The sequence below is a fragment of the Streptomyces sp. NBC_00440 genome (assembly GCF_036014215.1).
GTDB lineage: Bacteria > Actinomycetota > Actinomycetes > Streptomycetales > Streptomycetaceae > Streptomyces.
This window is the reverse complement of record NZ_CP107921.1, coordinates 2,936,686-2,948,782: the sequence shown is the minus strand read 5'-3', so window position 1 is coordinate 2,948,782 and position 12,097 is coordinate 2,936,686. Positions and strand designations below refer to the sequence as shown.

Annotated in this window: 11 protein-coding genes; 9 read left to right on the top strand and 2 right to left on the bottom strand. The window is 70.6% G+C overall.

Going from position 1 to position 12,097, the window contains the following annotated elements:
* Window positions 1-44 precede the first annotated feature (44 nt).
* The 5 genes from OHB13_RS13205 (at window position 45) to OHB13_RS13185 (ending at window position 6,332) form a co-directional block, all read left to right on the top strand.
* Entirely contained in the window at window positions 45-584 is a 540-nt protein-coding gene (locus tag OHB13_RS13205) for a GNAT family N-acetyltransferase (RefSeq protein WP_328377214.1), read from the top strand.
* 98 nt (window positions 585-682) lie between these two features.
* Complete coding sequence (locus OHB13_RS13200) at window positions 683-1,264, top strand: CGNR zinc finger domain-containing protein (RefSeq protein ID WP_328377213.1); 582 nt, start codon at window positions 683-685, stop codon at window positions 1,262-1,264.
* A 108-nt stretch (window positions 1,265-1,372) separates the two neighbouring features.
* Window positions 1,373-3,811: a HelD family protein gene (locus tag OHB13_RS13195; RefSeq protein ID WP_328377212.1), complete on the top strand. Its 2,439-nt coding sequence runs from the start codon at window positions 1,373-1,375 to the stop codon at window positions 3,809-3,811.
* A 504-nt stretch (window positions 3,812-4,315) separates the two neighbouring features.
* Window positions 4,316-5,749, top strand: a complete 1,434-nt coding sequence (locus OHB13_RS13190; RefSeq protein ID WP_266856509.1) for an NAD-dependent malic enzyme — start codon at window positions 4,316-4,318, stop codon at window positions 5,747-5,749.
* Window positions 5,750-6,050: 301 nt separating this feature from the next.
* Window positions 6,051-6,332, top strand: coding sequence for an HU family DNA-binding protein (locus OHB13_RS13185; RefSeq protein ID WP_003968811.1), 282 nt, complete (start codon window positions 6,051-6,053; stop codon window positions 6,330-6,332).
* A gap of 118 nt (window positions 6,333-6,450) precedes the next feature.
* On the opposite strand, the gene OHB13_RS13180 is transcribed toward OHB13_RS13185, so the two are convergent.
* Window positions 6,451-7,110 carry an HAD family hydrolase gene (locus OHB13_RS13180; RefSeq protein ID WP_266856511.1) on the bottom strand — a complete coding sequence of 220 codons (660 nt, stop codon included), beginning with the start codon at window positions 7,108-7,110 and terminating at the stop codon, window positions 6,451-6,453.
* Entirely contained in the window at window positions 7,107-7,865 is a 759-nt protein-coding gene (locus OHB13_RS13175) for a GntR family transcriptional regulator (protein WP_266856513.1), read from the bottom strand. The genes OHB13_RS13180 and OHB13_RS13175 overlap by 4 nt, the downstream gene beginning before the upstream one ends.
* A 278-nt stretch (window positions 7,866-8,143) precedes the next feature.
* Here OHB13_RS13175 and OHB13_RS13170 point away from each other — a divergent pair, with 278 nt between their 5' ends.
* The 4 genes from OHB13_RS13170 to OHB13_RS13155 are packed head-to-tail and all read left to right on the top strand — an operon-like array spanning window position 8,144 to window position 12,046.
* Window positions 8,144-9,286: an ABC transporter substrate-binding protein gene (locus OHB13_RS13170; RefSeq protein WP_401609149.1), complete on the top strand. Its 1,143-nt coding sequence runs from the start codon at window positions 8,144-8,146 to the stop codon at window positions 9,284-9,286.
* Window positions 9,287-9,288: 2 nt separating this feature from the next.
* Complete coding sequence (locus OHB13_RS13165; protein WP_266856515.1) at window positions 9,289-10,185, top strand: ABC transporter permease; 897 nt, start codon at window positions 9,289-9,291, stop codon at window positions 10,183-10,185.
* Window positions 10,173-11,000, top strand: coding sequence for an ABC transporter permease (locus OHB13_RS13160; protein WP_401609152.1), 828 nt, complete (start codon window positions 10,173-10,175; stop codon window positions 10,998-11,000). Before OHB13_RS13165 ends, OHB13_RS13160 begins: the two co-directional genes overlap by 13 nt.
* Window positions 10,997-12,046: an ABC transporter ATP-binding protein gene (locus tag OHB13_RS13155; protein ID WP_328377211.1), complete on the top strand. Its 1,050-nt coding sequence runs from the start codon at window positions 10,997-10,999 to the stop codon at window positions 12,044-12,046. Before OHB13_RS13160 ends, OHB13_RS13155 begins: the two co-directional genes overlap by 4 nt.
* Window positions 12,047-12,097 lie beyond the last annotated feature (51 nt).

Here is a 12,097-nt window from a genome sequence, read left to right as displayed (position 1 = left end):
GACCCGGCGGCCGTGCGGAGGGCCCTCGGCGTTACCGTGCCGGAATGATGACCGAAGGAATCCGGCTGCGCCCGGTCGAGCTCTCCGATGCCGAAGCCCTCGCCACCGTCCTCAACCGCAACCGTGAGCACATGCGCCCCTGGGACCCGGCCAGGCCCGAGTCCTTCTACACCGCCGACGGACAGCTGGAGCGCCTCCGGGTCTCGCTGGCCGACCGCGACGCCGGGCGGGCGATGCCGTGGGTGCTGGAGGAGACCGGCACCGGGAACATCGTGGGGAGCATCACCCTCAACAGCATCATCATGGGACCGCTCTGCAGCGGGGTCGTCGGCTACTGGGTCGACGCCGGCTGGACCGGCCGGGGCGTGGCGTCCGGCGCGGTCGAGGAGGTCTGCCGGATCGCCCGCGACGAGCTCGGGCTGCACCGCGTCGAGGCCGGGACGGTGCTCGACAACGTTGCCTCGCAACGGGTGCTCGTCAAGTGCGGCTTCGAGACCTACGGGGTGGTGCCCCGCTATCTGCACATCAACGGCGAGTGGCGCGACCACCGGCTCTTCCAGCGCATCCTGCACGACCGGAACTGAAGCCGGTCCCCGGCCAGGCGTATCCGATCAGGAGTACGCGTCAAGCGCGCCGGCGGCGGGGGTTACGGGGCGGCACGTCGCCGGGCACTGTAAGAGGTATGGGTTCGCACGCGTACGAGCTGCGGTTCGACTCCGGGCGCATCTGCCTGGACCTGGTGGCGACAGGGACGGATTCCGTTGAACAACTCGACTGCGGGCGGCGGCTCGCCGCCTGGCTGACCGGCGCCGGGCTCGTCCCGGCCGGCACCCCGCTCCCGGCACTCGGTGCCGACTGGCTGCACGCCTTCACCGAACTCCGTTCGTACCTGACCGAGTTGATAAGGGCCGAGGTCGCGGGCCGCCCGGCGGAACGGGCACTGGGCGAGGTCAACGCCCGGGCGGCAGGCCCGCCTCCGGGACTGCGGGCGGTACGCGATGAGGGCGGCCGGCTCGTCAGGGAGCTGGCGGCCGCCCCCGAGCGCGACGCCCTGCTCGCCGTCGTCGCCCGCGACGCCGTCGAACTGCTCACCGACCCCGGGGCCCGCGCGCTGCTGCGCCAGTGCGCGGGCGACAACTGCCGGCGGCTGTATCTCGACACCTCCCGTGGGCACCGCCGCCGCTGGTGCTCCAGCGAGGTCTGCGGCAACCGCGAGCGGGTCGCCAGGCACCGCCGCAGAGCGGCCGTCGCGGCCCGCACCTGAGGGAAAGCCACAGCACGCCCCGGGAACGCCGACGGAACGGCGCCTGACATACGCTCCCCGTTCGCATAAGGTTGACGGTCGCCCAATGCATGCAAGAAGGGGGCCTCAGTGGCCGCGCAGGACGCCGCTGTCGACTCGGTCAGAGACCGCGAGATCGCGACCGAGCAGGAGCACCTCGATCAGGTGTACCGACGCCTTGAGGAGAAGATCCACGAGGCTGAATTCCTCATGAACGACGCCGCCCAGCGCGGCCAGGTCGGCACGCCCGGCGCACTCGCCGAGCGGGACGCCCAGGTCTTCCGGGCCGGAATCCACCTCAACCGCCTCAACAACGAGTTCGAGGACTTCCTCTTCGGACGTATCGACCTGCTCCAGGGCAAGGACGGCAAGAAGGGCCCGGACGGCGCGTACACTGCCGTCGAGCCGGCCGACGACGCCGTACGCCCCGACGACACCGCCGATGTCGCCGAGACCCTGCACATCGGCCGGATCGGGGTCCTGGACTCCGACTACTCGCCGCTTGTCATCGACTGGCGGGCGCCGGCTGCGGCACCCTTCTACCGCTCGACCCCGGTCGACCCCGGCCGGGTCGTACGCCGCCGGGTCATCCGCTCCAAGGGCCGCAAGGTTCTCGGGGTCGAGGACGACCTGATGCGTCCCGAGCTGACCGCGGCGCTGGACGGCGCCCCGCTGGCCGTCGTCGGGGACGGCGCGCTGATGGCCGCGCTCGGGCAGGCCCGCAGTCACACCATGCGCGACATCGTCTCGTCCATCCAGGCCGAGCAGGACCTCGTGATCCGGGCACCGGCCGCATCCGTCACCGAGGTCGCGGGCGGCCCCGGCACCGGCAAGACAGCTGTGGCGCTGCACCGTGCCGCGTACCTGCTCTACCAGGACCGCCGCAAGTACGCGGGCGGCATCCTGATCGTCTCGCCGACGCCGCTGCTCGTGGCGTACACCGAGGGCGTGCTGCCCTCGCTCGGCGAGGAGGGCCAGGTCGCGATCCGCGCGGTCGGCTCGCTGGTGGACGGCGCGGAGGCGACGGCGTACGACGATCCGGCCGTCGCCCGCATCAAGGGCTCGTCGCGGATGCTCCAGGTGCTGCGCAAGGCGGCGCGCGGGGCGCTGGAGAACCCGGCACAGCGTCCGGGACGGCAGCGGACCCGGGGCGGTTCCGGCGGCCAGGGGGGAGACGGGCAGCTGTCCTTCGGCGACGCGGAAGGGCCGGAGGAGCCGGGCCGGACCCCGGACCGGAAGGACACGGAGACGGCATCGGCTCCCGTCACTCCGGACCGGCTGCGGGTGGTCGCCTTCGGCGGCCGGCTCGAACTCGAATCCGACGAGCTCCAGCGCATCCGCCACAACGTCCTCGGCGGCACCGCGCCCGTCAACCTGCTGCGCCCGCGCGCCCGGCGGCTGCTGCTCGACGCGCTGTGGGCCAAGTCGGGCGGCCGGGCCAGGGGTGCGTCCTCGTACCAGGGTGACCCGGAACTGGCCGCCGAGTTGCGTTCGTCCTTCGACGACGACGTGTCGAACGAGGACAGCTTCACCGACTTCCTGGACGCCTGGTGGCCCGAGCTGACCCCGCGCGGGGTGCTCTCCGCGATGGCCGACGAGCGCAGGCTCGGCCGCTGGGCCCGCCGGGTGCTCAACCAGGGCGAGGTGCGCAAGCTGGCGCGGTCGCTCCGGCGCGAGACGCTGTCGGTGCACGACGTGGCGCTCCTGGACGAGCTCCAGGCGCTGCTGGGCGCCCCGCACCGGCCCAGGAAGAAGCGCGAGTACGACCCGCTGGACCAGCTCACCGGTCTGGAGGAGCTGATGCCGCACCGCGAGGAGACCCAGTGGGAACGGGCCGAGCGGCTGGCCCAGGAGCGCACCGAGTACGCCCATGTCATCGTCGACGAGGCGCAGGACCTGACGCCCATGCAGTGGCGGATGGTCGGCCGCCGCGGCCGCCAGGCGACATGGACGGTCGTGGGCGACGCGGCCCAGTCGTCGTGGTCGGCCCCGGACGAGGCGGCCGAGGCTCGCGACGAGGCGCTCGGCGCCCGCCCGCGCCGCCGTTTCACCCTGACCGTCAACTACCGGAACCCGGCGGAGATCGCCCAGCTGGCGGCGAAGGTTCTCGCACTGGCCATGCCGGGCATGGAGTCGCCGTCAGCGGTCCGCTCCACCGGGGTCGAGCCGCGCTTCGCGGTCGTGCCGGACGGGGACCTGGCGGGCACGGTGCGGGAGGAGGCACGGCTGCTGCTGGACCGGGTCGACGGCACGGTCGGTGTGGTGGTCGCCATGAACCGGCGTGACCAGGCCAGGAAGTGGCTGGCCGGCCTCGGGGACCGGGTGGTGGCGCTGGGCAGCCTGGAGGCGAAGGGGCTTGAGTACGACGCGACGGTCGTGGTGTCGCCCGCGGAGATCGCGGACGAGTCACCGGCCGGGTTGCGGGTGCTGTACGTGGCGCTGACCCGTGCCACCCAGCAGCTCACCGTGGTCTCGGCGGCGGGCGACGCGCCCGACGCCGACGGCGTACCGGATCTGCTGCGGGACTGATTTCCCCGCCCTTGCCTGCTGCTTCCTTGCTCCTTCCCTGCTCCGTGCGGGGCCCTGCGACAGGTCAGGAGTCAATGTGTCGCAGGGGAATCACTTTCCCGGGTGGTTTGTTAACCTGGTCGTGACACCGGCTCGATCCAAGCCCCCGGGCCCAACCTTCGTCGCTTCGAGCGACCACTTGCCGCGAGGCGAGCATGGCGGGCCGGTGTCACTCAGTTGAAGAAGGTCCGTACCGCCCCCGGGTGGTGCGGACCTTTTCTGTTGGGTGATCCGTACGGTCCGGAGATATGACGCGCCGTGACCACCTGATGTGACGCTTCGTGATCACCCCGGATGCATCTTTCCGCGAACGAGGGTCCTCCGGGGCTTCCCCGACCAGGTGCTTTCTCGTATGGTGGAAAACACTTTCCGAATCGGAGGTCCCATTACCAGCTACTGGCTGGTAGGTGCGACCATCGGATGCGTTTTACTGAACAGCCAGGGAAAAAGCAAAGGAAGTCGGCCATGGCAACGGCGCCCAGCGTCTCGTACTCGATCACGGCGCGTCTGGAGGTTCCCGCGAGCGGGACCGCGGTCAGCCAGCTCACCACGGCCGTCGAGTCCTCCGGTGGCTCGGTCACCGGTCTCGACGTCACCGCTTCCGGCCACGAGAAGCTGCGGATCGACGTCACCATCGCCGCCTCCTCCACCGACCACGCCGACCAGATCGTGCAGCAGCTCAAGGGCATCGAGGGGGTCGAGCTCGGGAAGGTCTCCGACCGTACCTTCCTGATGCACCTCGGCGGCAAGATCGAGATGGCGTCCAAGCACCCCATCCGCAACCGTGACGACCTGTCGATGATCTACACCCCGGGTGTGGCCCGCGTCTGCATGGCGATCGCGGACAACCCCGAGGACGCCCGCCGGCTCACCATCAAGCGCAACTCCGTTGCAGTGGTGACGGACGGGTCCGCGGTGCTGGGGCTCGGCAACATCGGCCCGATGGCCGCGCTGCCGGTCATGGAGGGCAAGGCGGCCCTCTTCAAGCGCTTCGCCGGGATCGACGCCTGGCCGATCTGCCTCGACACCCAGGACTCCGACGCGATCGTGGAGATCGTCAAAGCCATCGCGCCCGGCTTCGCCGGCATCAACCTGGAGGACATCTCGGCGCCCCGCTGCTTCGAGATCGAGGCCCGGCTGCGCGAGGCCCTGGACATCCCGGTCTTCCACGACGACCAGCACGGCACCGCCATCGTCGTGCTCGCCGCGCTGACCAACGCGCTGCGCGTGGTGGACAAGGAGTTCAGTGAGGTCCGGGTGGTCATGTCCGGCGCCGGAGCGGCCGGTACGGCCATTCTGAAGCTGCTCCTGGCCGCGGGCGTCAAGCACGCCGTCGTCGCCGACATCCACGGTGTGGTGCACGCCGGCCGCACGGACCTGGTCGACGCCAAGCCCGAGTCGCCGCTGCGCTGGATCGCCGACAACACCAACCCCGAAGGCGTGACGGGCACGTTGAAGGAGGCCGTGGTCGGCGCCGACATCTTCATCGGCGTCTCGGCCCCGGACGTGCTGGACGGCGACGACGTCGCGGCCATGGCGGACGGCGCGATCGTGTTCGCGCTCGCGAACCCCGACCCCGAGGTCGACCCGGCGATCGCCCGTCAGACGGCGGCAGTTGTGGCCACCGGCCGGTCGGACTTCCCGAACCAGATCAACAACGTGCTGGTCTTCCCGGGTGTCTTCCGCGGTCTGCTGGACGCCCAGTCCCGTACGGTCAACACCGAGATGATGCTGGCCGCCGCGGGCGCGCTCGCGGACGTCGTCGGCGCGGACGAGCTGAACGCGAACTACATCATCCCCTCCGTCTTCAACGACAAGGTCGCCGGGGCTGTCGCGGACGCGGTCAGGTCGGCCGCGAAGTCGGCCGCTGTGACTGTGTCGGGGCCCACGTCCGCCTGACGCTCGGCGCGTCGCGGGACTCGCGGCCCCAAACGCCCCTCTAGGGTGGCGGGAAATGAGCCCCTGGGCGCCCACAGCCGGGTTTCACGGAGTCGACGGAGCGTCACCATCCCGGAACAGTGACGCGTTCGTGTGACTCCGGTGAGTGCCGGATTGGCTTTCCCGCCGTTGGTGGGGGCAGGATGCATATTCGGGCGCGAGGGTCTGACGTCAGACCCGGGTCCGGGGACTGTCCTAGGGCCCTGGCAGCATCGGCTTCGATCTCACGCCTTACAGGCAAGAAGAACACGGGAGTAACAACATGAACCGCAGTGAGCTGGTGGCCGCCCTGGCCGATCGTGCCGAGGTGACTCGTAAGGACGCCGACGCCGTTCTGGCCGCTCTCGCCGAGACGGTCGGCGAGATCGTCGCCAAGGGCGACGAGAAGGTCACCATCCCCGGCTTCCTGACCTTCGAGCGCACCCACCGTGCCGCTCGCACCGCGCGTAACCCGCAGACCGGCGACCCGATCAACATCCCCGCCGGCTACAGCGTGAAGGTCTCCGCGGGCTCGAAGCTCAAGGAAGCCGCCAAGGGCAAGTAGTCCCCAAGCGCAGAGCACAGAACGGAGGGCGGCCACCCGGCAGGGTGGGCCGCCCTCCGGCATGTCCGGACCGCGCCGGCAGCCTGTCCGCAGCTCTGTCGGCCGCGTCGGCAGCCTCTCAGCAGCTCTGGCCGCCGTCCTCGCGGAACGCCAGCAGGTCCACGGCCGTCAGGGACGCGACGAGGGTGGTGCGCGGCCCCTCGGCGATGCCCGGGACCGTGGGGACCGCCAGCAGGCGGCACCCGGCGGCCAGCGCCGCCGCTGCCCCCGTCGGGGTGTCCTCCACGGCCAGACACCGGGCCGGATCCGCGCCCAGCGCTGCCGCCGCCGTCAGATACGGGTCCGGATGGGGCTTTCCGCGCGCCGATTCGCCCGAGGCCACGGACGTCGCGAACCGGTGCGCGCCCAGCGCTTCCAGCACCATGTCCGCCACATGCCGCTCCGAAGCGGTGACCAGGGCCACCGCGATGCCCAGCGCCGCCGCCTGGTCGAGCAGCCGCAGCGCGCCCGGCTGGACGGTGACACCGGAGGCCACACCGGCCGTGAAGTCCCGGTCGAGGCGGGCGGCGGCGTCGGCCACGGTCAGCCCGATGCCGTGCTCGTGGACCGCGCGTTCCGCGGCGTCGGCCACCGCGGCGCCCGCATAAGCGGCCAGGACCCCGGGCCCGGCGGGCACACCCTGCGCGCTGAGCAGCCGGGCGACGGTCTGCAACCAGGCGTGCTCGGTGTCGACCAGGGTGCCGTCCATGTCGCACAGCAGCGCCGCGGGGAGCGTCATGAGGGCTCGCTTTTCTGTTCCGGTGCGGTACGGGCCAGGGGGTTGGCCTGTGTGGAGTTGCGTACGGTGAAGACGACCGAGCCGGGGCGATAGCGGTCGTCCGAGGTCTCGACGGGCCGCCCGTCGGCGGTGAGCGTGGTGCGCCGCACCCGCAGCAGCGGGCTGCCGCGGCGTACCCGCAGTTCACGGGCGTCGACGGTGCCCGCAGCGACGGCGTCCAGATGGTGCTCGCCGTGCGCGAAGACCAGCCCGGTGTCGTCGAGCAGCCGCTGGGTGACGGACTCGCAGTCGGCGGGCAGGGCTTCGACGGCGTCGGCAGTCCAGCCCGCGTAGACCGTCCGCTCCAGCAGGACCGGGGCGCCGTCCAGGGTGCGCAGCCGCAGCACCCGCAGCACGCCGTCGCCCGGTGCCAGTTGGAGCAGCGCGGCCTCCTCGGCGCTCGCACCGCCGCGTACGGAGTCCAGGACGAGCCCGCCGGGGAGGTGCCCGCCGGCCCGCGCCCACTGCGCGAAACTGCGCAGTTCGCTGAAACTCTGACTGGGTGTGGTGCTCAGCACAGTGTGGCGCGTGCCCTGCCGGGAGCCGAGCAGCCCTTCGGCGAGCAGCGTCGACAGGGCCTGCCGTACGGTGCCGCGCGAAACGCCGTGCACCGCGGCCAGTTCGGTCTCCGACGGCAGCGCGGAACCGACCGGAAACCGGCCTTCCGCGAGGTCACGGCGGAGAGTGTCGGCGATCTCCTGATGCCGTCGGGTCACGTCACTCCTCCTGGTGGGCCCGGGGTTCCGGGGCGGCGGCTGATCATGTCATCTGTACACACCGTCAGGCATTCCACGGAGGTTCGAGGTATGTGTCTCACCGATCCGAGCCATCTTAAACCAAAACTTATATAACGCTTCTGACCTGCACTTTTTGGGGTCGTTCGGGCTTGTTCGACGGCCTTCTTGCTGTTAGCTTGCCCAGGCTTACTGACTGATGGCTTGTCCAGACAAGTGGCTGGCCTAGAACCACAGGCCTTGAATCGCAGGAGTACAACGTGAACCCATCCCGACCGGCCCGCATCGCATCCCTCGCGGCAGCCGTGCTCGCGACCGCGACGGTGGTCAGCGGCTGTGGGGCCGCCCCCACCGCCGACGCCGCCGACAGCAAGGCGGCGAAGGCGGAATCGGCAGCGGACCTCGGCGGGATGGCGGCCCTCGCCAAGGCGGCCAAGAAGGAAGGCACGCTGAACGTCTACGCGCTCGCCCCCGACTGGGCGAACTACGGCGAGATGATCTCGGCCTTCGAGAAGAAGTACGGCATCAAGGTCAACAACGAGAACCCCGGCGGCAGCAGCCAGCAGGCCCTCAACGCGGCGGCCAAGCGCAAGGGCCAGGACCGGGCCGTCGACGCGCTGGACCTCGGCACCGCGTACATGCAGCAGGCCAAGGCGCAGAAGCTGCTCGCCCCGTACAAGGTCACCGGCTGGAACGGCATACCCGCCGCCCAGAAGCAGGCCGACGGCTCGTATCTGAACAACTACGGCGGTTACATCTCGATCGGCTGCGATGCCAAGGCCGTCACGCACTGCCCGAAGACGTTCAAGGACCTGCTGAAGCCCGAGTACAAGGACAAGGTCGCCCTCAACGGCAACCCGGGCGAGTCCAGTTCGGCGCTGGCCGCGGTCTTCGCCGCCTCGCTGGCCAACGGCGGCTCCCTCGACGACGTACAGCCCGGCCTCGACTTCTTCAAGGAGCTGAAGAAGAAGGGCAACTACGTCCCCGCCGAGTCGACCCTCGCCACCATCCAGAAGGGCGAGACGCCCATCTCGATCGACTGGGACTACCTCAACCTCGGGTACGCCGCGAAGCTGAAGGCCAAGGGCGTCGACTGGAAGGTCACGGCCCCGGCCGATGGCGAGTACTCCAACTACTACAACCAGGGCGTCAACAAGTACGCCCCGCACCCGGCGGCCGCCCGGCTGTGGATGGAGTTCCTCTACAGCACCGAGGGCCAGAACATCTGGCTGCGCGGCTTCTCCCGGCCCGCCCTGCTCGACGTGATGGAGAAGAACGGCACCGCCGACAAGGCCGCCAAGGCGCTTCCGCACGTGGAGGGCACCGCGAAGACCGCGAGCCCCGCCCAGGAGGCCAAGGCCAAGGAGGCCATCGTGCAGGGCTGGGCCAAGGCGGTCAGCTGACGATGGCCGACCAAGCCGTTGACGCGGCCGTCGTCGCCGAAGCGAAACCGGCCGTACGCCGCCGGGGCCGCCACCGCTGGCCCGTCGTCCTCCCGTACTTCGTCTTCCTCGCCCTCTGCTTCGGGCTGCCCGCGGGGACCATGGCGTACAACGCCTTCATGGTCACCGACCCGAGCGGCGCCGCCCGGTTCGGCACCGACAACGTCAGCAACTCGCTCTCGGGTGCGTACGCGACAGGGCTCACCGGAAGCGTCGAACTCTCCGTCGTCAGCGCCCTGCTGGCCACCCTCTTCGGTGCGCTGATCGCTCAGGCCGTCGCCTCGTCGGGACGCCCCGCGCTCCGCAAGGCGGTGGTCGCGGCCTCCGGGGTCTTCGCCAACTTCAGCGGAGCGCCGCTCGCCTTCGCCTTCATCGCCACCCTCGGCACCACCGGCACGCTCACCAAGCTGCTGTCGCTGCACTCCACCGGTTTCAGCCTCTACAGCTTCACCGGTCTGGTGCTCGCCTACCTCTACTTCATGATCCCGCTGATGGTGGTGACCGTACTGCCCGCGCTCGACGGGCTGCGCACCCAGTGGCAGGAGGCCGCCGCGTCCTGCGGAGCCACCCGACGGCAGTTCTGGCTGCACATCGGCATCCCGGTGCTCACGCCCTCGCTGCTCGGCGGCGCGGTCCTGATGTTCGGCACCGCCTTCGCCTCGCAGGCCACCGCGGCGGTGATGACGGGGAGTTCGGTGCCGCTGATCACCCTCCAGATCTCCAACGCCCTCAACGGCAACGTGCTGGCCGGCCAGGAGAACCTGGCGCTCGCCATGAGCCTCAACATGGTCGTGATCGCGCTGCTCGTGATGGCCGTACAGATCCCGCTGCAGCGACGGAGTGCCCGATGGCTCGGATGACGACAGCAGGCACGGCCGGGCGTACCCGCGTCCCGGTGCTCGTGCTGGCCGCGCTCTACTTCCTGGTGCCGGTCCTGGCCTCGCTCTGGTTCACGGTCGACAACGCCGACGGGATCAGCTTCGACCCGTACACCAAGGGCCTGGGCTCCGACGGGATGACCAGCAGTCTGCTGCTCTCGCTGGGGCTCGGACTCGCCACCGTCGTCCTCGGACTCGCCCTGATGGTGCCGACGACGGTCGCGGTCGCCCTGTACTTCCCCGGGCTCCGGCGCACGGTCGAGATCCTCTCCATGATGCCGCTGGTGGTGCCCCCGATCGCCCTGGTCGCGGGCGTCAGCACCGTCCTGTCCTGGCAGCAGGACCTCGCCACGACCCCGCTCTACGGGACCTTCCAGGCCCTGCAGAACAAGGACTTCCCGCTGATCCTCGTCCTGGTCTACACGGTGATGTCGCTGCCGTTCCTGTACCGCTCGCTGGACGCGGGACTGCGCGCCGTCGACCTCCGTACGCTCGTCGAGGCGTCCCGGAGCCTGGGCGCCTCGCGCACCCAGACCCTGCTGCGGGTCGTCGTACCGAACCTGCGCTCCGCGGTGATCGGCGGGGCCGTGCTCAGCCTGGCCATGGTGCTCGGCGAGTACACCGTCGCCTCCGTGCTCGGCTTCGCACCGTTCGCCGTGTGGATGGTGCAGGTCGGCGACAGTGAGGCCCAACTCTCCGTAGCCGCCGCGATGTTGAGTCTTCTGATCAGCTGGGGGCTGCTGCTCCTGCTCACCACCCTGGCCGGCGGCCGCAACCGAAGGAAGGCCACACGATGAGTGTTCCCGTACAACTCAGGAACCTGCGGAGGGACTTCGGTCCCACGGTGGCACTCGCCGGTCTCGACCTGGACATCGGCCCCGGCGAACTGGTGGCCCTGCTCGGGCCCTCCGGCTGCGGGAAGACCACCGCGCTGCGCATCATCGCGGGCTTCGAGTCCGCGGACAGCGGCGAGCTGCTGATGGACGGGCGCGACGTCACCTCCGTCCCCGCCCACCGGCGCGACATCGGCATGGTGTTCCAGTCGTACAGCCTCTTCCCGAACATGACCGCCGCCGAGAACGTGGCGTACGGGCTGCGGGTGCGCGGGAAGGCCGCCGCCGAGCGGCGTACGCGCTCCGCCGAACTCCTCGAACTGGTCGGCCTCCCCGGCCGCGGGGACCACTACCCGCACCAGCTCTCCGGCGGCCAGCAGCAGCGCGTGGCACTGGCCCGCGCGCTCGCCGTCCAGCCGAAGGTGCTGCTCCTCGACGAGCCGCTGTCCGCGCTGGACGCCAAGGTGCGGCTCACGCTGCGCGAGGAGATCCGCCGCATCCAGCTGGAGCTGGCGATCACCACGGTCTTCGTCACGCACGACCAGGAGGAGGCGCTGTCCATGGCGGACCGCGTCGCCGTGATGAAGGACGGCAGGCTTGAGCAGTGCGCGGCCCCGTCCGAGCTGTACGAACGCCCGGCGACGCCGTTCGTGGCCGAGTTCGTGGGCACGATGAACCGGCTGCCCGGCACGGTGCGGGACGGGGGAGTGGTGGAGCTCTTCGGCCGCCGGCTCCCCATCCACGGGGCCGCGCCGGCCACCGGCCAGGAGGTCGACGTCCTGCTGCGGCCGGAAGGGCTCGCGGTCGGCGCGGCGGACGCGGACGGGGGGACCGGGGCGACCGTACGGGTGGCGACCTTCCTGGGGCCCACCACTCGGCTGCACCTCACCACGGATGGTGGGGTCGCGCTCAAGGCCGATCTGCCGAGCTGGGAGGCGGGGAAGCTGACGGTGGGGGCCCGGTGCACGCTTTTGCCGCACGAGAATCCGGTGCTTGTGGCTGAGCGGTGACGGGTGGAGCGGCGCCGAAGGGTGCGGGTGTATCGCGCAGCCTTCGGCGCG

What these genes read in the sequence shown, in the direction of transcription:
- OHB13_RS13190 (WP_266856509.1), top strand. Translation starts at nt 4,316, where the DNA reads ATGGCAACGGCGCCCAGCGTCTCGTACTCGATCACGGCGCGTCTGGAG.
- OHB13_RS13205 (WP_328377214.1), top strand. Translation starts at nt 45, where the DNA reads ATGATGACCGAAGGAATCCGGCTGCGCCCGGTCGAGCTCTCCGATGCC.
- OHB13_RS13160 (WP_401609152.1), top strand. Translation starts at nt 10,173, where the DNA reads ATGGCTCGGATGACGACAGCAGGCACGGCCGGGCGTACCCGCGTCCCG.
- OHB13_RS13165 (WP_266856515.1), top strand. Translation starts at nt 9,289, where the DNA reads ATGGCCGACCAAGCCGTTGACGCGGCCGTCGTCGCCGAAGCGAAACCG.
- OHB13_RS13200 (WP_328377213.1), top strand. Translation starts at nt 683, where the DNA reads ATGGGTTCGCACGCGTACGAGCTGCGGTTCGACTCCGGGCGCATCTGC.
- OHB13_RS13180 (WP_266856511.1), bottom strand. Translation starts at nt 7,110, where the DNA reads ATGACGCTCCCCGCGGCGCTGCTGTGCGACATGGACGGCACCCTGGTC.
- OHB13_RS13185 (WP_003968811.1), top strand. Translation starts at nt 6,051, where the DNA reads ATGAACCGCAGTGAGCTGGTGGCCGCCCTGGCCGATCGTGCCGAGGTG.
- OHB13_RS13155 (WP_328377211.1), top strand. Translation starts at nt 10,997, where the DNA reads ATGAGTGTTCCCGTACAACTCAGGAACCTGCGGAGGGACTTCGGTCCC.